This is a genomic window from Klebsiella sp. PCX (assembly GCF_021869705.1).
Lineage (GTDB): Bacteria > Pseudomonadota > Gammaproteobacteria > Enterobacterales > Enterobacteriaceae > Klebsiella > Klebsiella quasipneumoniae.
In genome coordinates this window covers 2,683,903-2,704,159 of the sequence record NZ_CP091527.1, presented here as the reverse complement: position 1 = coordinate 2,704,159, position 20,257 = coordinate 2,683,903, and the positions used below count along the sequence as shown (strand labels likewise).

20 protein-coding genes are annotated in these 20,257 nt (G+C 60.4%); 5 read left to right on the top strand and 15 right to left on the bottom strand.

What is annotated here, in order from left to right:
• Window positions 1–5 precede the first annotated feature (5 nt).
• The 7 genes from GQR96_RS12790 to adhP all read right to left on the bottom strand — a co-directional run bounded on the left by GQR96_RS12790 (window position 6) and on the right by adhP (window position 8,296).
• A complete protein-coding gene (locus GQR96_RS12790) occupies window positions 6–1,097 on the bottom strand; it encodes an alkylhydroperoxidase domain protein (RefSeq protein WP_004202667.1) in 1,092 nt (363 codons plus the stop codon).
• A gap of 9 nt (window positions 1,098–1,106) precedes the next feature.
• The gene (locus GQR96_RS12785) at window positions 1,107–2,093 is read right to left on the bottom strand and encodes a putative FMN-dependent luciferase-like monooxygenase (RefSeq protein WP_023318360.1); all 987 of its coding nucleotides are present in this window, start codon (window positions 2,091–2,093) and stop codon (window positions 1,107–1,109) included.
• Window positions 2,093–3,709 carry a dipeptide ABC transporter ATP-binding protein gene (locus GQR96_RS12780; protein ID WP_017900523.1) on the bottom strand — a complete coding sequence of 539 codons (1,617 nt, stop codon included), beginning with the start codon at window positions 3,707–3,709 and terminating at the stop codon, window positions 2,093–2,095. The genes GQR96_RS12785 and GQR96_RS12780 overlap by 1 nt, the downstream gene beginning before the upstream one ends.
• On the bottom strand, window positions 3,706–4,554 hold the full coding sequence (locus GQR96_RS12775; protein ID WP_017900524.1) for an ABC transporter permease: 849 nt from the start codon (window positions 4,552–4,554) through the stop codon (window positions 3,706–3,708). Before GQR96_RS12775 ends, GQR96_RS12780 begins: the two co-directional genes overlap by 4 nt.
• Entirely contained in the window at window positions 4,551–5,495 is a 945-nt protein-coding gene (locus GQR96_RS12770; protein ID WP_069135719.1) for an ABC transporter permease, read from the bottom strand. Before GQR96_RS12770 ends, GQR96_RS12775 begins: the two co-directional genes overlap by 4 nt.
• A 10-nt stretch (window positions 5,496–5,505) precedes the next feature.
• Window positions 5,506–7,128, bottom strand: coding sequence for a TIGR04028 family ABC transporter substrate-binding protein (locus tag GQR96_RS12765; protein WP_065904327.1), 1,623 nt, complete (start codon window positions 7,126–7,128; stop codon window positions 5,506–5,508).
• Window positions 7,129–7,285: 157 nt separating this feature from the next.
• On the bottom strand, window positions 7,286–8,296 hold the full coding sequence (gene adhP / locus GQR96_RS12760) for an alcohol dehydrogenase AdhP (RefSeq protein WP_004202657.1): 1,011 nt from the start codon (window positions 8,294–8,296) through the stop codon (window positions 7,286–7,288).
• 253 nt (window positions 8,297–8,549) lie between these two features.
• Here adhP and GQR96_RS12755 point away from each other — a divergent pair, with 253 nt between their 5' ends.
• Both GQR96_RS12755 and GQR96_RS12750 read left to right on the top strand, forming a co-directional pair.
• Entirely contained in the window at window positions 8,550–9,149 is a 600-nt protein-coding gene (locus GQR96_RS12755) for an inorganic diphosphatase (RefSeq protein WP_004202655.1), read from the top strand.
• A 143-nt stretch (window positions 9,150–9,292) separates the two neighbouring features.
• A complete protein-coding gene (locus GQR96_RS12750) occupies window positions 9,293–10,246 on the top strand; it encodes a bifunctional helix-turn-helix transcriptional regulator/GNAT family N-acetyltransferase (protein ID WP_064177775.1) in 954 nt (317 codons plus the stop codon).
• Between the two features lie 33 nt (window positions 10,247–10,279).
• Here GQR96_RS12750 and GQR96_RS12745 read toward each other — a convergent pair whose 3' ends face one another.
• The 4 genes from GQR96_RS12745 to GQR96_RS12730 form a co-directional block, all read right to left on the bottom strand.
• Window positions 10,280–11,992, bottom strand: coding sequence for an ABC-F family ATP-binding cassette domain-containing protein (locus GQR96_RS12745; RefSeq protein WP_065904325.1), 1,713 nt, complete (start codon window positions 11,990–11,992; stop codon window positions 10,280–10,282).
• Window positions 11,993–12,352: 360 nt separating this feature from the next.
• Window positions 12,353–13,039 carry a hypothetical protein gene (locus tag GQR96_RS12740; protein ID WP_062914229.1) on the bottom strand — a complete coding sequence of 229 codons (687 nt, stop codon included), beginning with the start codon at window positions 13,037–13,039 and terminating at the stop codon, window positions 12,353–12,355.
• A complete protein-coding gene (locus GQR96_RS12735) occupies window positions 13,040–13,747 on the bottom strand; it encodes a glycosyl transferase (RefSeq protein WP_065904323.1) in 708 nt (235 codons plus the stop codon).
• 183 nt (window positions 13,748–13,930) lie between these two features.
• Window positions 13,931–15,628, bottom strand: a complete 1,698-nt coding sequence (locus tag GQR96_RS12730; RefSeq protein WP_004202648.1) for an NAD-dependent malic enzyme — start codon at window positions 15,626–15,628, stop codon at window positions 13,931–13,933.
• A 78-nt stretch (window positions 15,629–15,706) separates the two neighbouring features.
• On the opposite strand from GQR96_RS12730, the gene GQR96_RS12725 reads away from it, so the two are divergent.
• Window positions 15,707–15,814 (top strand): hypothetical protein, encoded by a 108-nt coding sequence (locus GQR96_RS12725; RefSeq protein ID WP_032425875.1) that lies wholly within the window; start codon window positions 15,707–15,709, stop codon window positions 15,812–15,814.
• Here the strand turns inward: GQR96_RS12725 and sra are convergent.
• Both sra and GQR96_RS12715 read right to left on the bottom strand, forming a co-directional pair.
• On the bottom strand, window positions 15,811–15,951 hold the full coding sequence (gene sra, locus GQR96_RS12720) for a stationary-phase-induced ribosome-associated protein (RefSeq protein WP_004202647.1): 141 nt from the start codon (window positions 15,949–15,951) through the stop codon (window positions 15,811–15,813). The genes GQR96_RS12725 and sra overlap by 4 nt on opposite strands.
• Before the next feature lie 177 nt (window positions 15,952–16,128).
• Complete coding sequence (locus tag GQR96_RS12715) at window positions 16,129–16,980, bottom strand: Vmh family MBL fold metallo-hydrolase (RefSeq protein ID WP_043519632.1); 852 nt, start codon at window positions 16,978–16,980, stop codon at window positions 16,129–16,131.
• Window positions 16,981–17,094: 114 nt separating this feature from the next.
• On the opposite strand from GQR96_RS12715, the gene GQR96_RS12710 reads away from it, so the two are divergent.
• Window positions 17,095–17,988 carry a LysR family transcriptional regulator gene (locus GQR96_RS12710; RefSeq protein ID WP_048326356.1) on the top strand — a complete coding sequence of 298 codons (894 nt, stop codon included), beginning with the start codon at window positions 17,095–17,097 and terminating at the stop codon, window positions 17,986–17,988.
• Window positions 17,989–18,055: 67 nt separating this feature from the next.
• Here GQR96_RS12710 and GQR96_RS12705 read toward each other — a convergent pair whose 3' ends face one another.
• Complete coding sequence (locus GQR96_RS12705) at window positions 18,056–18,301, bottom strand: YmjA family protein (protein ID WP_004202643.1); 246 nt, start codon at window positions 18,299–18,301, stop codon at window positions 18,056–18,058.
• A 190-nt stretch (window positions 18,302–18,491) separates the two neighbouring features.
• The gene (locus GQR96_RS12700) at window positions 18,492–19,406 is read right to left on the bottom strand and encodes an SDR family oxidoreductase (RefSeq protein ID WP_004202642.1); all 915 of its coding nucleotides are present in this window, start codon (window positions 19,404–19,406) and stop codon (window positions 18,492–18,494) included.
• A 658-nt stretch (window positions 19,407–20,064) separates the two neighbouring features.
• On the opposite strand from GQR96_RS12700, the gene GQR96_RS12695 reads away from it, so the two are divergent.
• On the top strand, window positions 20,065–20,250 hold the full coding sequence (locus GQR96_RS12695; protein ID WP_004143718.1) for a con-10 family general stress protein: 186 nt from the start codon (window positions 20,065–20,067) through the stop codon (window positions 20,248–20,250).
• Window positions 20,251–20,257: the final 7 nt, after the last annotated feature.

Here is a 20,257-nt window from a genome sequence, read left to right as displayed (position 1 = left end):
GACGCTTACTCACGCCAGGGTTCGCCGAGCGTCAGCATCAGCCGGTTGGCCCAGGCGAAAAAGGCCGCTGACTGCAGCAGATCCAGCTGGGCCAGGGTATCTAAGCCCTGCTCATCAAGCGCAGCCAGATGGCTGGCTTTCAGCGCGGGCGGCGTCACCGACAGCGCGGCGGCGGCATCGATCTCCGCCTGCCAGCGCGGCGACTGCCCGCCGCGCAGATCTTCTCCCGGCGTCACCGCCAGCAGCGTGTCGACGGCGGTCTCGTCCTTCGCCAGCTGCGCCGCTTTGCGGGCATGCACCGAGGCGCAGTAAATACAGCCATTGATTTTACTGGCCACCGTGGCGGCCAGTTCACGTTCGGCGCGCGGCAATCCCCCTGGGGTATAGAAAATGCCTTTATCAGTCAGCGTCCGCTGCTCCAGCACTGGCTGGTTGCGCGCCAGCAGGCGGAAGTAAGGCGAATCGCTATGGCCATATTTTGCCAGGATCGCCTGTTCTTCAGGACTAAATTCCGCCAGCGGTTTATCCGCCAGCCAGGGTTCCCAATGCAGTTCATCACGGGTGAAACGCACCGGGGCCGCTTTGCCGCTCTGAGTTTGTGGGGTGGTGTGCCAGTACCCGGCCACCACCGGTGTGTCAGCGCTGACGATGGGCTGATGGTTGAGCGCCCGCAGGCCCAGCAGCAGGCGGCTCTGGAAGCCGATAAAGGCCACCAGCTGCGCCAGGGTGACGATGCCCCGCAGGCTCCAGCCTGCTTTTGTCAGAGCGTGCAGCGCGGCGGGGGTCGCTTCGACAGGAGTGAAGGTCAGCAGGCGGGCAAAGGCCAGCGCCGGAACCAGACGGTCCGTGGTCGGGTCGGCAAGGCCGAAGCCGGCATAGTGCGCCGCCAGCGCGTCCGCCTGGTGCAATTTCGCCACCTTCGCGGCCACGGCGAAGCGTTCATCAAGAGGAAAGTCAGTATCCTGCTGGCTGAACAGCACTTCATAACTTCCCTGGGCGTGACGGGTGGCGGCGTCGCGGATTGCGCGCGCCTGATCGAGCGGGGAACCGATGGCGATCTCCGCCAGTTCGGCCAGAATATCCTGACTCAGCGTCATGGTGACTCCTTATCTGATGTGGGGGGCAATATGCTGAGCGATCAGCTCAATGGAACGCAGCGTATCCCGGTGCGAAGGCTCCACCGAGTGCACCTGAAACGAAATATCGGTAGCGCGGGCCAGCACGCTGTCTTGCGCCAGGGAGGCGATAACATGCTCAGGATCGCCGACGTGGGCATCCAGCTGCTGCAGATAGTCAGTGACACTGTCACCTTCTATCCGATGACCCGCTTCCCGGTGCTGTGCCGCCTGTTTGCGCAGGCCGGGTTCGGCGACCTGCAGGGCGTGGGCGTGGCTGTCAGCGACAAAGGCGGTGCGCGAGGCGAGGATCCGCGGCGCAACGCCGTCCGGCAGCGCCGACAGATAGGCGTCGATGATCGGGTTCTGAATGGCGTCCAGCGGCAGGCGCGGCTCACCGGGCGGCCGGGGCTGCGTGCGGGACAGCATCAGCCCGTGTCCCGCCTGACCGGCACGGATGGCGCCCTCCACCGAGAAGGTGGCGATCCAGATTCGCGCCGCCAGCTGCGGCGCCGGCGGATAGAGATGGTTGTCCGGGTGGCTGAGGGTGTCGCCGCGCCAGGCGCTGTGGATCAGGTGCAGATGGTCAGCAAACACCGCTCCGCGCTGCTCGCTGGTCAGGCCGAAGGGCAGAAATGAGGTTGGCGTGCCGCCGGAGCCAAACCCCACCTCCAGACGCCCGTCGGTGAGTAAATCCAGCACCGCCGCGTCTTCGGCGACGCGCAGCGGATTTTCCATCGGCAAGGTGATAATGGCTGTACCGAGGCGAATGCGGTCAGTCTGCGCCGCGACGTGGGCGAGAAACACCAGCGGGGAAGGCAGGCCGCCTTCCTGTTCATGAAAATGGTGTTGGGCAATCCATGCGCTGTCGAAGCCGACGCGCTCCGCGTGGCGGATCTGTTCGGCCGCCAGCCGGTAGCGCGTTTGCGCAGAGCCCTGATCGAGCAGACGGGTAAAAAAGCCGAGGCGTTTAGGCATTATGCGTTCTCCGTATAGGGCTGCGCTAAGCGGGGGGAAACCTGGGGGATAGCGGCGATCAGCTCGCGGGTGTAGGCCTGCTGCGGGGCGGCGAACAGGCGGCCAACGTCGCCATGCTCCACCACCTGGCCGGCGCGCAGCACCGTGACGCTGTCGGCAATCCGCCTCACCGTCGCCAGATCGTGGGTAATGAACAGATAGCTCAGACCAAGCTGCTGCTGTAGCTGCTCTAGCAGGGCGAGGATCTGCGCCTGAACGGTGACGTCGAGTGCCGAGGTCGCTTCGTCAAGGACCAGGATCGCCGGCTCGAGGATCAGCGCCCGGGCAATCGCCACCCGCTGCCGCTGGCCGCCGGAAAGCTCCCGCGGCGTCCGCGACAGCAGCTCCGGGGCCAGTGCCACCCGCGCGGCGACGCTCTCCACACGCTGGCGACGCGTCGCCGCGCTGAGGCGCTCAAAGTTTTTTAATGGCTCTTCGATAATCGCGAACAACGTCTGGCGCGGGTCGAGCGAAGCGAAGGGGTTCTGATAGACGAACTGGATTTTGCGCCGCAGCTGACGCTGCGCCTCGCGGCTAAGATGCCCGGCGTCAATACCGTCGATGGTCACCTGTCCGGCGTCGGCGCGCTCGAAGCCCAGCAGGATCCTCGCCAGGGTGGTTTTTCCGGAGCCGGACTCGCCCACCAGCGCATGGGTGCTGCCGCGCCTGACCTCAAAGCTGACGCTGTCGAGCGCCTGCAGCGCCTGTTTGCCCAGCGAGAAGCGTTTGCTGATCCCGTCGACGCGAATGGCCGGCGTGGCAAGCGGACGAGGACGATCCGCCGTCAGCCTCAGCGGCGCGTCCTGCAGATCGCGGAGCAGCTGGCGGGTGTAAGGGTGCTGCGGACGCCGGACAATCGTCTCGGTGGCGCCTTGTTCCTGAATCTCGCCCTGGCGAAACACCATGATCCGGTCGGCGCGTTCGGCGGCCAGCGCCAGATCGTGGGTGACAAACAGCACGGCGGTTCCCGACTCGCGACGCAGGATATCGAGCAGGTCGAGAATGCGCTTCTGCACCGTGACGTCAAGGGCGCTGGTAGGCTCGTCGGCAATAATCAAATCCGGCTGCAGGGCAATGGCGATGGCGATCAGCACCCGCTGCTTCATCCCGCCCGACAGCTGATGCGGGTACTGGTCAAGACGCTGTTCCGGGTGGCTGAGCCCGACTTTAGCGAGCAGGTTGAGGACCTGCTGCCGGCGTTCGGCGGCGGAGAGGGACTGATGCAGTTGCAGAATCTCTTCCACCTGCTGACCAATGGTTTTTACCGGGTTAAGCGAATTGCCTGGGTCCTGCGGCACCAGGCTGATGCTCACTCCGCGCAGGCGGTTCAGGCGTTTTGCCGACCAGTCGCTAATCACTTCGCCATTGAGAATAATTCGCCCGGCGTCGCGGCGGGCATTATCCGCCAGCAGGCCGATAATCGCCTGCGCGGTAGTGGTTTTCCCCGAGCCGGATTCCCCAACGAAGGCCAGCATTTCGCCGCGCTGAATGGAAAAGCTGACGTTATGCACCACTTCGCGCCATTCGCCCCGCGAGCGGTAGCTGATGCGCAGATCTTCAACAGACAGAACGTTCATGGGCGTACTCCACTCCACTGGCGGCTAAGACGATTGGCGGCAAGGACCACCGCGACCACGGCGAGGCCGGGGAAGGTGGTCAGCCACCAGGCGGTCGACAGGTAATTACGACCTTCGGCGATCAGTAATCCCCACTCCGGGACCGGCGGCGGGGTGCCGTAGCCGAGGAAGCTGAGGGTGGCCAGAGCCAGCATCGCCTGACCAAACTGCAGCGTTGCGAAGGCGAGCACCGCGGTGAGCGAGTTGGGCAGGATATGACGCCAGAAGATGGCGAGAAAGGTGCCGCCGCTGCCCCGGGCCGCTTCGACGTAATCGCTGTGGCGCACGCGCACCACTTCCGCCCGCGCCAGGCGCGCGAAGCTGGCGATAGCCGCGACGCCGACCGCCACCGCCGCATTCACCGTGCCAAAACCCAGCAGAATGATCACCGTCAGCTGCAGCAGCAGCGAGGGGATGGCCAGCAGGACATCCACCAGGCGCATGAGGGTGGATTCCACACGTCCGGCCAATGCCCCGGCGAGGGTGCCAAGGGCGGTGCCGACCACCAGGCCGATGGCGACGGCGATTAGCGCCGCCGACAGAGAATGTACCGCGCCGTAAACCACCCGCGTCCACAGGTCGCGGCCCAACTGGTCGGTGCCCAGCCAGTAGTGCGCCTGCGGCGCCAGGCGCTGAGCGCCGGGGATCCCTTCCAGCGGGTTAGCGGAGGTAAACCACTGTGGGGCAAGGGCCATTAACAGGGCGGTGATCATCACCGCCCACGCCAGCCACAGGCCTGGCTGCAGACGCACTCTGCGCCACTCCGGGCGGCGGCGAACCGCGATGGCATAGTCGACCAGGCTCATTTCACACCTCCGGTCTGTAATTGGAGTCGGGGATCCAGCCGCGGCATGACCAGGTCGACCAGCAGGTTGATCAGGACGAAACCGAGGGCGGAGATCATCACCACCGCCTGCAGCACAGCAATATCCTGGTTATTCACCGCCTGCTGGGTCAGTTGCCCGAGGCCGCTGCGGCCGAAGACGGTCTCGGTGATCAGCGCCCCGGCAATCAGCTCGCCCAGCAGTAGCCCGGCTATGTTCAGCGCAGGCAGCAGGGCGTTACCCATCACATGGCGCCAGAGGACGCCGGTCTCGCTCATTCCCTTGGCGCGGGCGACCGCGACGAAGGGCTGAACCGCCACCTGATCCATGCTGCGCATCAGGATCTGCGCCAGCGGGGCGGAGATGGGCAGCGCGACGGCGATAACCGGTAAAATCAGCCCTTCCAGCGGACCGGGGTTGATCACCGGGATCCAGCGCAACTGAAACGAAAAGAGCTGGATCAGGGCGATACCCAGCCAGAAGGTGGGCAGCGAGATAAACAGCACCGGCAGCGACTGCAGGAGGTTGCTCAGCCAGCGCAGCCCCGGCAGACGCGAGGCGAAGGCGAGGATGAACGCCAGGATCACGGCCAGCAGGAAGGCCGGCAGGGCGAGGCTTAAGGTATCCGGCAGGTTGCTGGCAATCAGGCTACTGACCGCCAGACCCGCCTGCAGGGAATAGCCAAAGTCGCCGTGCAGCATTGCCAGCAGCGTGTGCAGGTACTGGCGCCACAGCGGGCTGTCGGCGCCGTAGGCCAGCCGCATGTCGGCGATTTGCGCCGGGCTCAGACCGAGGTCCGGGTTCTGAAACTTGATCAGCACCGCATCCCCTGGCAGCACCTGCAGCAGGAAAAAGGTGAGGGTAAAGGCCGCCCACAGGACCAGCAGCCCCTGACCGAACCGTCGCAGAAGATAAGCGCTCATATCCGGCCTCTTAATGTTTATCCAGCCAGGCGCTGTAGAACGACGGACGACCGACGGCCTCGAAGCTGACGCCTTTCACCCACGGCGCGCCGGCGAACACCTGCGGCTCTTCGAAAATCGGGATCACATAGGCGTTTTCGATCAGATAGCGCTGGGCATCGCCGGTTAACTGCAGACGCTGCTGTGGCTCCACCGCCGCGGAGATGCCGGTCAGCAGATCGTTCAGCTTATCATCGCGGAAGTGCTGTACTTTATCGCTGGAGCCGCCTTTCTGCAGCAGCGCGTCGCGGTTGTTGGGGAAAAACATGCTTTTTACCACATCCGGATCGGCGCGGCCCACTTCCGAAACGGTGAGCGGCGTTTTCTGCGGGTCGAGGTTGTCAAGCGTACGGCTGCCGGCATCCCCGGCTTTGACCGTTAACGCGACTCCCACCTGGCGCCATTGCTGGGCGATCAGCTGCAGCACCTCTTTATTCTGCGGCTGCGGGAGCGACTCATAGACCGTCAGCGCCAGCCGCTGCCCGTCTTTGCTGCGAATCCCGTCGGCGGCCGCTTTCCAGCCGGCCTCATCCAGCAAATGCCGGGCTTTGGCCTGGTCGAAGGTCAGTTTATCGCTCAGATTGACATAGCCGGCGGCAGAGCTGGCCAGCACGGAGGTGGCTTGCGGGTAGTTAGCGGAGAACAGCGTCTCCACCACCTGTTTGGCGTTGGTGGCATGGAGCAGGGCCTGGCGCACCCGCAGGTCGGCGACCAGAGGGTTATCCGGGCGGAAGCTCAGGCTGTCGTTGACCCCGCGGGTAGGGGCGGCGTAGACCTTAAATCCCTGATCGGTCGCCTGTTTTTCATCGTAGGCCTGCACCTGGCGAATAAAGCCCGCCTGGCCGGCCAGCAGCGCGCCGATGCGCACGCTGTCTTCCGGGGTCACAATATAGGTGATGCCGTCGAGGTTGGCGGGCCCCTGCTGGGCGATGTTTTTCGGCCCCCACTGATAATCCTTGCGCGCCACCAGCGTCAGCTCGCGGCCCGGTTTTTCATCCTGCACCACAAAGGGACCGGAGCCGATGATATGCCGGGCATCGCCCAGCTCCTCAAAATTGCGCTGCAGGGTGCTGAGGGACACCAGACCGGAGCCGATGGTGGCGGTCCCTTGCAGAAAGCCCGGCGACGGTTTGTTGAAGTAAAATTTCACCGTCAGCGGGTCGATCACTTCGCTGCGCTGGTAGTTATTGATCACCTCCGAGACAGGCAGGCGGTGGGCTTTATCGCCCAGCCCATAGGTGTCGAAGTTTTTGGCGACGGCGGCGGCATCCAGCGGCGTACCGTCCGAGAAGGTGACCCCTTTGCGCAGGTGGAAAGTGTACTCGGTTTTATCGGCATTACTGGTCCAGCTCTCGGCGATCCACGGCTCAATCTCCAGCGTTTTCGGGTTCTGCCAGGTCAGCTTGTCGGTGATCTGATTGAGAATGCCGCCGTTTGGATAAAAGCCGCCGGCGGGTGGATAGAGATTGGTGTGCGGTTGCTGCTCCAGATAAATTAAGGTACCGCCTTTAACCGGCGTGTCGGCGGCCCAGACGGAAAAGGCGCCGGAAAGAAACAGCGCGGCCAGCGCGGGCAGGCGAAAATGACGATGCATGGTGAATTCCTTTGTTATCTATTGTGTTGCCATCATCGGGCGCGACTAAAAACAAAGGAACCAAGGAATTGCGCTAAGCATTTGCGGAAATTGCATTTACTTTTCGCGGCGGGAAGCGAGGGGAAGCGCCTCTCCCGGGCGGGAGAGGCGCTGGCGATTAGCTACGCAGATCGATAACCATACGGCCGCGGATCTGACCCTGCTCCATCTCTTTAAAAATGGCGTTGATATCTTCCAGCGGGCGCAGGGTGACTTTCGGCACCACTTTGCCTTCGGCGGCGAACTGGAAGGCTTCCACCAGATCCTGACGGGTACCGACCAGCGAGCCGACCACTTCGATGCCGTCGAGCACCAGACGTGGAATATCGAGGCTCATTGCTTCCGGCGGCAGGCCTACCGCCACCACGCGGCCGCCGGCGCGAACGGCATCCACCGCCGAGTTAAAGGCCGCTTTAGCCACCGCGGTCACCACGGCAGCATGCGCGCCGCCGGTTTTTTCCTGAATCACTTTCGCCGCATCTTCATTGCGCGAGTTGATGGTCAGATCGGCGCCCATCGAGGCCGCCAGCTCCAGCTGGCCGTCGTTGACGTCGATGGCGATCACTTTGGCGTTAAAGACATTCTTGGCATACTGCAGCGCCAGGTTGCCCAGGCCGCCGAGGCCGTAGATAGCGATCCACTGGCCCGGTTTGATGTGGGAGACCTTAACGGCTTTGTAGGTGGTGACCCCGGCGCAGGTGATGCTGCTGGCGGCGGCGGAGTCGAGGCCGTCCGGGACTTTAACCGCGTAGTTGGCGGTGACGATGCACTCTTCCGCCATGCCGCCGTCGACGGTATAACCGGCGTTTTTCACCGAGCGGCACAGCGTCTCGTTGCCGCTGTTACAGTATTCGCAGTGGCCGCAGCCTTCGAAGAACCACGCCACGCTGGCGCGATCGCCCGGCTTCAGGGAGGTGACGCCAGGGCCGACTTTTTGTACTACCCCGATCCCTTCATGACCAAGAATAACGCCGGTTTTATCGCCAAAATCGCCGTTTTTCACGTGCAGGTCAGTATGACACACGCCGCAGCATTCCATTTTCAACAGCGCTTCGCCGTATTCCAGCGGGCGCAGCGTTTTTTCCGTAACGTTAACCTGATGGTCGTGGGTAACAACAGCTGCCTTCATGCCTGTCTCCTTGTGAGGGGAATGATTAATTTTATTAATGCAATACTACCTAATAAGGATTAGACGCTATGGGGAAAAAAACAAGGCGCTTTAGTACAGGATGTGGTTTTTTGCTACAACGATAGCACAAAATTCAGACAATACCTCTAATTTTGGTAGGTAATAATAGCGTCACTGAATGGTCATGTTTTCTTCATCACTCAACACTATTGTTTTGCGCATCAATTTCTTATAACAACAGAGTGATACAACAATGCATCTGGTCAAAACGCTCCTCACTGCCGGTCTGCTTTTTTCCGCCGCCGCACAGGCTCACAATGTGCTGGAATTCCCGCAGCCGGAAAACAATCCCGAAGAGTTTTACGCGGTTACCGAGATCCCGGCTGGCGGGATCATTAAGTATGAAACCGACGCCAAAACAGGATTTATCATCGCCGACCGCTTTCAGTCGATGCCGGTGGCTTACCCGGCAAACTACGGTTCATTAACCCAGTCGCTGGCCGGGGATGGCGACCCGCTGGACGTGGTGTTTTACACCCGCGCGCCAATGGCCCCGGGCACGCTGATTAAGCTGCGGCCGATCGGCGTCCTTAAGATGGTAGACGGCGGTGAGAAAGACGACAAAATCATCGCCGTGCCGGCCAGCAAAATTGATCCCACCTATGACGACATCAAGACCATCGCCGATCTGCCGAAAATCGAGCAGCAGCGGCTGGAGGCCTTCTTCCGGGTCTATAAAGAACTGCCGGAGGGGCGGAAAAAGGTCGAGCTGGCCGGGTTTAATGATGCCGCCGCCGCGAAGCAGGAGATCAAATCGGCCTGGGAAGCCTGGAAGGGGAAGAACCCGCAATAATATTCATCGCGGGCGCAGTCCGGCGCCCGCAGCATTCCATCATCCGATACGCTACCCAGCCGTACTGGAGGGGTTATCCTCTTGACGCGTCCTGCGATAGATGGTTGTATAATACAACTATATCTTGATCTGGACGCATCGCTATGGCTGACACCTCCTTAATCCAACAGATCCGTACCGCCTCACGGTTAATGGTGCGCGAGCTGGGTTTTATGAACACCACGCTGGCCGCCACCCACTATTCGCCGTCGGCGGTGCATACCCTGCTCGAAGTGTCGGTGAGAGGGGCAATGACCGCCGCCCAGCTGGTGACTTTGCTGGGCCTGGAAAAATCGAGCGTCAGCCGGATGGTTGCCCGTCTGCTGGCGGCCGGGGAGCTGGAGGAACGTCCCTGCGCGGAGGATGCGCGGTCTAAATCGCTGGCGCTGACCGCCAAGGGGCACGATACGGTGGCGATGATCAACGCGTGGGCTACCCGCCGGGTGGTGGAGGCGTTAGGCCATCTGGATGAGCCGCAGCAGCGGACCGTCGCCAGCGGACTGGCGGCCTATGCGCAGGCGCTGGCGCAGTGTCGGGATATCGCGCTGGCGGATACGACCCCGCAGATTTCGCTGGTGACCGGCTATCAGCCGGGGATGATCGGCCGGATAGCCCAGATGCACGGGGAGTATTACGCCCGGCACCATGACTTCGGCGCTTTTTTTGAAGGCAAGGTCGCCAGCGGCGTGGCGGAATTTGCCACCCGGCTTTCCTCGCCGGCCAACCAGATCTGGCTGGCGATGCGCGAGGGGAAGATTGTCGGTTCGGTGGCGATCGATGGCGAGGATCTCGGCCAGCAGCAGGCGCATCTACGCTGGTTCATTCTCGATGACAGCTGTCGGGGAACCGGCATTGGCAGGCGGCTCCTCAGTGAGGCGATGGCTTTCTGCGATAGTCGTCAGTTCAGCGCCGTTCAGCTGTGGACGTTTAAAGGTCTGGACGCGGCCCGCAAACTGTATGAGTCCTTTGGCTTCACGTTAACCTGCGAATGGCAGGGGGATCAGTGGGGAAAGGTGATGACCGAGCAGCAGTTTACCCGGCCAGGCAACGCCGGCTAAGGGCGGGGTGCCTTAGCCGGCGGGGGGCGAAGATTACCCCAGTTGATTAAGCAGCCGGGCGATCTCCTCTCGCCACTGCGCCTGCAGCGCAGGCTTTTGATGTTTCGGCTTACGGGCCATGTCGTCCGCCAGCCATTGCTCCAGAGCGATCAGGCGCGCCAGCAGCGCCTCTTCATCATCAGCCGCGAGTGACGGCTCTTGAGGTGAGTAGGCCACCGTCGGGGTGGAGGGCTGCGCCTGCAGACGGGCATAAACCTCTTCCAGACTGTGCCACTCCGTTAGCCCGGCGCGGTCGATCAGCCAGAAGCGGTTACAGCTTTCGCTAATAAGCTGGCGGTCATGACTAACCAGCAGCACGCCGCCGGGGTAGTCGCGGAGCGTCTGCGCCAGCGCCGCTTTGCCCTCCATATCAAGATGGTTGGTGGGTTCATCCAGCAGCAGCAGGCTGTAGCGCGCCAGCGACAGGCCGACGAACAGCAGTCGCGACCGCTCACCGCCGCTGAGGGTGCTCACCTTCTGGCTATGCCTCGCCCAGTCAAATCCAGCGGCGATCAGCGCCCGTTTCCGGGTGTCCGCCGACGGGGCGAACGGCGTCAGGGCGTCGAGCAGGCTGGCATCGTCCGGCAACTGCGCCAGCGTCTGGTCGTAATACCCGGGGTGAAGCCGGGGGTGCAGACGCAGCCCCGGAAGAGGCGATGCGTCGTTCATCTGCTGCCACAGCAGGCGCAGCAAGGACGATTTACCGCCGCCGTTGCGCCCCATGATGGCCACGCGATCTCCGCTGCGCAGTCGCGCCACGCCGGTGGTAAACAGGGCCGGCAGTCCCGGCGCGGGGGCCACCGGCAGCCTGTCCATCTCCAGCAGGCGGTTCGCCGGCAGAGCGTCCCCTTGCAACACCAGGCGCCACGGCGGGCCGACGCTGAGCTCAGTCTGCTCGTCTTTCAGGCGGGCGACCTGCTTCTCCATCTGTTTGGCTTTGCGGGCGAGATCTTCGTTGTCATACACCCGACCCCAGGTGGCCAGCCGCCGGGCGCTGGTGCTGACCCGGTCGATCTCTTTTTGCTCGGCCTTATGACGTAATGCGGCGCTTTCATCCTGCTCCTGCAGTGCCTGACGGGCAGCGCTGCAGGGTAAGGCGAAGCTGTGCAGCGTCTGGTCGCGAAGGATCCAACTGGTATTAGTTACAGCATCCAGTAAGGTGTTGTCATGTGACACCAGCACGAAGCTCCCCTGCCAGGTTTGCAGGAAGCTTTCCAGCCACAACAGGGTGGGCAGATCGAGATGGTTGCCGGGCTCATCCAGCAGCAGCAGGTCAGGCTGGCGGATCAGCGCCCGGGCCAGCAGCAGGCGCGTGTGCTGCCCGCCGCTTAGGGTGCTGGTTTGCTGCGCCATCACCGCCGGCGTGAAGCCCATCTGCGCCAGCAGGCGTTCGGCCAGCCAGCGCTGTGCTTCCCGGGCGTCGGCGGGTAACGGGGCCAGCACCGCCTGCAGCAGTGACTGCGAACGCAGCGCCTCCGGCAGATGCTGTTCAACGCGGGCCATCAGACACTGACCGGCGAGCGAGACGCTGCCCGAGGTGGGCGCGAGAGTGCCATCCAGCACCTGCAGCAGGGTGCTTTTGCCGCAACCGTTATGGCCAATGAGACCGATACGGTCGCCTTTCTTCAGGGTGAAGGAGAGGGTGTTAAACAGCGGCCCAAAAGCCGTCTCCACGTGGAGCGCATGGGCAGTTAGTAATGTACTCATAGTCAACTTACTCAAGAGTTACAGGCATGCGAATGCCTCGTCAAAACTCGCTGACGATAACCCGGTAAGCCGGAGAGAAGGGATTCTGTGAAGGGTCTTCGCTCAAGCCAAAGTTATCGCAGCACGATACCGATAACGCTTGAGCTGGCGCCATTGCCTAAGGCATGTGAAACAATAAACATTTCACAATACAGCATGGGGGGCCTCCTTTTATATTCAGTTAGTGAATGGGTGATGGCAGTGTAGTGGGGAAAGGAAAAGCGCGCCAGTGACAAAACTGGCAGGGGGCGTCCCCGCCAGCTTTCGCCGGCGCCACTTTTGCCTACGAAGCCGGGTTGGCGCAGAGGACTTATGTGTTTGCTAGAACATGATGGGAAACCAGCGGGCGTGGTCGCGGGTATATTCCGTCATCGCCTGGGGATCCTTTATCGCCTGGCAGGGGGCGTCGAGAATATTCGGATACGCATCCGGATACCAATCTTCCTCGGTGGTTAAGGTAAAAAAGCGAGACTCCCGGTGGGTTTCACAGGTATAGGCGTTTTTAATATTGTCGGCTTTGCGATATCCCTTGGGATCGCGATATTCGATATACACTTTGTACTCAGAACGGGTACCCCGCCACGCGCCCGGCTCCGGTTTCTGCCAGCGGACCGTCTGGTAGTAGCGCTCCCGCTCGCCGTAGCGATAGACGGTGGTCTCCCCGCCGGGAATAAGGTCGGGCTTCAGGAAGAAGAACATCAGCCCCGCCAGCAGCAGTAACACCGGTGGGAGAGTGTGGGTCAGCAGCCGCGGCGCCCGACGGTTAACCAGCAGCAGCCAGAGCAGCGGCGGGATCAGGCTGACGATAACAGCGAAGAGGATTTTCGCCGGCGTGTAGAGTTCATGCACCGACACCTCGCCGGCTTTTGCCGCGTAAAGCGCCTGCTTATCGCCGAAATACCAGTACTCGCCGTGAAAGGCGCTGATGGCGCTCACCAGCAGCAGCCCGCTAAAGAGCCCCAACCAGACCCGTAATAGCGGTTGCAGAACGATTTTTTGCTGGCTCATTTAGGCTACCTCACCAGGGAGAGGGGCGATCGGGCGGGCAATCATGATTGCCGTGTCGCTGAGTGCGTTAAGATCGCTCACCGGAGCGCACTGGCGAGCCATGACCTGCGGATCGCGGTCCGGAAACCAGCCCTCATTGAATGACAGGGTGTAAAACTGGCTGTGCCGCTGCACTTCACAGCGCCAGGCGCGATGAAGATTATCCCTGTCGACAGGCCAGCGCGGATCTTTCGCTTCAACAAAAATCTCATATTTAGAGGGCTGAGTGATACGTTGGTTAGAATTTGTCTTCATCCAGAAAATGGCAGTGTAATAAACGTTGTGTTTCCCGTACTGAATACTGGCATCCCGTCCGGGGGTGACCTCCGGATGGAGGAAAATAAAGGTCCCGGCGGTAATCAGTACCATCAGCGGGAATAGCGGATGCTGTATCGGCCGCCAGGGAATATTACGCACCGCCAACAGCCAGACCAGAGTCAGAAATAACACGTAGAGCAGGGCGAAGAAGAATTTACTCGGCGTATAGATGACGATATCCACCAGATCGCCGGTAGCGGGCTGATACTGCTCAGCGCGCGGGGTGAGCATCCACATATCGCCGCCAGAGAGGCACAGGCCGGCGATGATGGCGATACTACCCGTGAGGAGTAAGACAATCCGGATCAGAATAGCCTTCGCTTTATTCGCGTCAGGGGTTAATTTTTGCATTTCACATTCCGTTGTGAGGGGGTGAGAAACAACTATTTTGCACAGCGGAGGGCGCGCGGCAAATGCTATCCGTTTTCTATTTTTACGATAAATGAATATGGGCGGAAAAGGCGTTTCTGTGGTGGGAAATATTATCCGGACGCTATTAATAACCGGGCCGATCGTTCGGCCCGGTGAGCGCGATTAAATTGAGGTGCGGCGGTAATTACGATATTCCGGTAGCCAGAAATTATCGCTGATGGACTGCAGCAGCGCTTCTGCGGAGGTTTTCACCGCCACGCCCTGCTCCTGAGCCACCTTACCGACCGCGAAGGCGATCGCCCGCGAGACGGTCTGGATATCCTTCAGCTCCGGCAGCACCGGACCTTCACCGTTGTTCACCAGCGGCGAGTGTTTCGCCAGGGTTTCGCTGGCGGCCATCAGCATCTCGTCGGTGACCCGCGACGCGCCGGAGGCGATCACCCCCAGACCAATGCCCGGGAAGATATAGGAGTTGTTGCACTGGGCGATGGGGTACTGTTTGCCTTTGACGGTAACCGGGGCAAACGGACTGCCGGTGGCGACCAGCGCCTCGCCGTCGGTCCAGCTCAGGATATTCTGCGGCGTGGCTTCCACCCGTGACGTTGGGTTGGAGAGCGGCATCACGATTGGCCGCGGGCAATGCTTGTGCATTTCGCGGATAATCTCTTCCGTGAACAGCCCCGGCTGACCGGAAACGCCGATCAGGATGTTCGGTTTCACGTTGCGCACCACGTCGAGCAGGGAAAGTACATCGTTAGTGGTATCCCAGCCCTGCAGATGTTCGCGTTTCTGCACCAGCTTGTTCTGGAACGGCAGCAGATTAGGCATGCCGTCGGTTAACAGGCCAAAGCGGTCAACCATGAACACGCGCTGGCGGGCCTCTTCTTCACTGAGTCCTTCGCGGACGATCTGGGCGATAATTTGCTCGGCGATGCCGCAGCCGGCGGAGCCCGCCCCGAGGAAGACAATTTTCTGTTCGCTAAGCTGACTGCCGGCGCCGCGGCTGGCGGCGATCAGCGTCCCGACGGTCACCGCCGCGGTACCCTGGATATCGTCGTTAAAGGAGCAGATCTCATTGCGGTAGCGGTTGAGCAGCGGCATAGCGTTCTTCTGCGCAAAGTCTTCAAACTGCAGCAGCACGTCCGGCCAGCGGGCCTTAATCGCCTGGATCACGTCGTCAACGAACTGGTAGTACTCGTCATCGGTAATACGCGGGTGGCGCCAGCCCATATACAGCGGATCGTCCAGCAACTGCTGGTTGTTTGTTCCGACGTCCAGCACGATGGGCAGGGTGTAAGCCGGGCTGATGCCGCCGCAAGTGGTGTACAGCGACAGTTTGCCGATCGGGATCCCCATCCCGCCGATGCCCTGGTCGCCGAGGCCGAGGATACGCTCGCCATCGGTCACCACAATCACTTTGACGTTATGGTTCGGTACGTTCTGCAGAATGTCGTCAAGATTATGGCGATTCTGGTAGGAGATAAAGACGCCGCGGGCGCGACGGTAAATCTCGGAGAAACGTTCGCAGGCGGCGCCTACCGTCGGGGTATAGATAACCGGCATCATCTCTTCGAGATGGTTGCCAATCAGGCGATAGAAAAGGGTCTCGTTGGTGTCCTGGATGTTACGCAGGTAAATGTGTTTGTCGATTTCTGTTTTGAATCCCTGATACTGGATCCACGCGCGTTCCGCTTGCTCTTCAATGGTTTCAACCACTTCCGGCAGCAGGCCAAGAAGGTTGAAACTGCTGCGCTCTTCCATACTGAAGGCGCTGCCCTTGTTGAGCAGGGGGAATTCAAGCAGAACGGGACCCGCGTAGGGGATGTACAGGGAACGGTTTTTCTTATGGGTAAATTGCATCGCACTAACTCCTTGATCGTGTCCACAGTCCCGGCGCGGCGATAAGCGAAGGGCGGGTGGAAAAGCAGCGGGCAGAGTATAGAGCAGAAGGTCTTCAAGCGGGTAAACAAGCCGTCAATTGCCATAAAAAAACACCATCCTGGCAACAGGACGGTGTTGTTTATCATCACTCAGGCTGAAAATTAACCACCGCGGCGTTTGCGGCCGGTAGCATGGATATGGTTGAGGGTGGTTGCTTCATCGCCTTCCAGCACCACTTTTTTCTGCTGGGAAAGCTTGTAGTTCAGACCGAGAAGATGACGTGCCTGATGGTTCGATTTCATTCTGACTCCTTTATCCTGTTCTGGTTTCAAGGGCAAACCCGGTGGTGACCGGATGAAATGTAACCCAAAGTTGGCCGCACGTTTTTTATGCGGCCACAGGTAGGGTGGTCCATTTTCAGGGCAATAGCAACCTCAGTGCGCCAGATTAAGAACAGTCTCCCTCGCGCAGCGCCGGCGTTACCACTTCATCTCGCCGGTATTAACTTTGGCGCTGAGCTCCAGCGAGCTGGTTTCCGCCAGCCCTGGCCACTGTGTCTCCATTGCCTTGATCACCCCGGCGGAGTCCTTATGTGTCTTCAGCGCTTGCTCAAACTGCTGGAGGTAGGTTTTGGTAAAGCGCACCGCGCTGTCACCCTCCGGCGGCGTGCCGAGGTAATGTCCCGGGATCACCTGCTGCGGGTGCAGAGCAATCATCTGGTCCAGCGTAGTGCGCCACTGCTGTCGACTGGCCGGCGTCTGGGTGTCGGCGGTCCAGAGATGCATGCCCCAGGCCACGCCGGTGCCGCCGAGGATCGTTTTGTTCGCCCGGATCCAAACGAACGCCGCGTAGTCATGGGGCTGCATAATCGTCACTTTTTCGCCATCGATGGTAAAGCTGTTGGCTTTCAGCGCCTGCGGGACGTATACCTGCGTCGGCGCACCGTCTTTCATCTGTGGTCCCCAGTACGCCAGCTTTGCCGCTTTGGTGGCTGCAATATGTTTAACCACTTCCGGCGTGGCGACCACTTCCGCCTGCGGGAAGGCTTTCACCAGCGGCTCAAGGCCAAAATAGAAGTCAGGATCGCCGGAGGTGATCACAATCCGCGACAGCGGTTTGCCGTTTTTCTTGATCATGTCTACCAGCTTTTCGCCGTCTTTGACGCTGAACTGGGCGTCAAACAGCACCGCTTCATGCGGGCCGGAAACGAGGGTGGAGTTGACGGCAAAAAGACCTTTCTCCTGAGGGTTGTAAGTCTGCAGCGTCAGCGGCGCCGCGAAGACCGCGCCGCTGAACAGGGCGGTGGCAATAGCAAGAGCAGATAATTTCATGATTCATTCTCAATGACAGGGGAATGCGTAGCATTGTACGGATTTCGCCATTTGATAGAATTCCTGAAATAAGAGATGCTGAGTTTCATAAATCGTGCAGATAAAGGGGGCGTGATGGACAGGGTAATTGCGGCGCAGGTGTATCTGCGAATTTGCGAGCTGGGAAGCCTCAGCGCCGCGGCGCGCGCGCTGGGGATGTCGCGCCCGATGGTCAGCCGCTATCTGGAACAGATGGAGAGCTGGGCCGGCGCCCGGCTGATCCATCGCTCAACCCGGCGGCTGACGCTGACCCCGGCCGGGGAGAAGGTATTGCTCAAGACCCGCGGCCTGACGCGGATCGCCGATGAAATCGCCGGCGAACGCCAGCGTGCCGACCCCAGCGGCACGCTGCGGGTGGCGTGCGCGCATTTTACCGCGATGCAGCTGATCTCCCCGCTACTGCCGGATTTTCTTGCCCGTTATCCGCTGTTGCGTCTGGAGCTGGATATCAATAACCATCCGGTCAGCCTGATCGGCGAGCGCATCGACGTGGCTATTCGCATTACCGATAATCCGGAGGCGGGGGCTATCGCTCGCCGCCTCGGCGTGTGCCGGTCGCTACTCTGCGCTGCGCCGCGCTGGATCCGCCAGCATGGTCCGCTGACGACCCTTGACGATCTGCAACAGCATAACTGCCTGTTATACAGTCATTTTGCCGGCCAGCGCTGGCAATTCAGCGATGCACAGGGTCAGGAGGCGTCGGTGGCAGTGAACGGTAATCTGAGCGCGGGGATCTCTTCCTTACTGCTGGAGGCGGCGGTCGCGGGGTGCGGCATCGCGATGCTCCCCGAACTGGAGGCGCGGAGCGCGATTGCCAGCGGCGCGCTGGAGGTGGTGCTTCCTGACTGGACGCCGAAGGCGCTGAGCGTTTACGGCATCTATCTTTCCCGCGACTATCAGCCCGATGGGCTGCCGCTGTTTCTGGATGAGCTGCAGCGACGGCTGGGGGAGACGCTCGCCGATGCCTGAGCAACGGCGCCGCCTTCAGCGGCAGCGCCGGCGGGTGGTTGCCCTGCCGGAAAGCCGAGGATCAACCTTACTCATTACCCCACTGATTAAGGAAGTTGGCGATATCGTCAATACGGCGTTCGTCAATGGCCGCCTCGCGGGCCATCTCCTGCTGCGCTTCTTCATCGATCTCTTCGTTGTTGGTTAATCGCGCAATCAGCAGCTGAAAATAGCGCGCCAGCGCATCGCGTTCCTCATCCTTAACCGGGGCAGCCGCTTCGGTCTCGTATTCGTCCACGATGTCATAAAATTTCAGGGGAATGTCGTTACTCATCTGTCGTCCTCAGGATTGGCGTCAGGGCCGGGGTTAGCGCACAGCGGCGGGCGAGTATCATAGCACGCAGCCGGTAGGCTGCAGGAGAGGAAAAATCGCTGCGGCGGCGAGGCGAGAGGGCAGATATCGCTCCCCGGGGGACGGAGGGTAAAACCGGCGCGCGATGCCGCACGCCGGTCTGCCAGGAGGCTTAGACTACCCCGTCTCCACCGTCAGAGCACCACACCTGGCCGGAGGTATATGAGCAGGCATCGGATGCCAGGGTGACGTACAGCGGGGCGATCTCGACCGGCTGCCCCGGGCGCCCCATCGGCGTGTCTTTCCCGAACTGTTTCACTTTCTCGTCCGGCTGACCGCCGCTGGACTGCAGCACCGTCCAGTAAGGGCCGGGGGCTACGGCGTTAACGCGAATGCCGCGTTTTGCCACCTGTTTGGCCAGCGATTTGGTGAAGATCGCCAGGCAGGCTTTGGTCTGGGCGTAATCGAGGAGGATCGGACTGGGTTTATAGGCCTGCACCGAGGTGGTGTTGATGATCGCGCTCCCGGCCTGGAGATGGGGCAGCGCGGCGCGGGTGATCCAGAACGGCGCGTAGACATTGGTCTTAAAGGTGGCGTCAAAGTCTTCAGTGGTCAGCTCCTCAAGGGTCTCACAATATTGCTGACGTCCGGCGTTATTGACCAGGATGCTCAGGCCACCCAGCTGTTGCACCGCGTCGGCCACCAGCGACTGACAGAAGGACTCGGAGCGAATATCCCCCGGCAGGGCCACCGCGGTGCGGCCTTCGGCTTTGATCAGAGCGATGACTTCATCGGCGTCCTCTTGCTCCTCCGGCAGATAGCTTATGGCGACATCGGCCCCTTCGCGGGCAAAGGCGATCGCCACCGCGCGGCCAATGCCGGAGTCGCCGCCGGTAATTAGCGCTTTCTTACCGGCCAGCCGCCCGGTGCCGGTGTAGCTGGTTTCCCCATGGTCCGGTGACGGCTCCATTTCCGCATCCAGACCCGGCGGGTTCTGTTCTTGCTCCGGGAACTCCGGACGTGGAGCCGTCTCTTCTGGCAACATGGAGGTGGGTAGTTTCTTCATGGGCGGTTTTTCATCTTGCATAGTCATCTCCTTCAGACAGAACGGGCCAGCTGTAAGGATAGGTCAGGTTCCCCCATCGCCAGACCCCGGATGACTCACCCAGGGCCAGTGAATGGCCGCTAAAAGACGCATTGTTATTCCTTAACCGACTGATCCCCGGCGTATTTAAGCAAATAGCGCTGCGTTATCATTGCCGGGGTTAAATTAGGATTATTCCATCATGACTTAATGCGGGCTGGCTATTTTATTTGCTGCGCGGCGGAGATTTTTTAAAGGCAGAGAGGGAGACAAAGTGAAAAGGGGAATAATAGGGTAATCCGCTACGCATGGATAATAATGGTATACCTCTTTGGTGTTAATTTTTGGAAGGGTGGCAGCCCGGGATTAGTAGAAACATTTATTCATCAGATTATTTTCATTAGTTTACAAACGTGAACCAATGTCCACAGTACAGTTCACAAGGTACATATAACCCAAAGCGAATAAGGGAGTTGCGTAAAAATTAATTTTTATTGCCGCTTCGCTGTGGTTAATTTATTTTGTCGATGCGCTGGGTGATGGCCAAAATTAATTTGACTCCTGCGGGTATTCCTCTAGTGTTAGATATCGAGGGCGATGATTTGTAACAGGGTCATTTTCCATTTACCAACCGATATTGATCAAACCAAAGGTGAAAATTATGGCAGAGCATAGAGGCGGTTCAGGTAATTTTGCAGAAGATCGTGAAAAAGCATCCGAAGCCGGGCGTAAAGGTGGGCAGCACAGCGGCGGGAACTTCAAAAATGATCCTGAGCGTGCATCCGAAGCCGGTAAAAAGGGTGGTAAGAACAGCCATGGCGGCGGCCGTAAATCCGGCGACAGCTGATGACTGA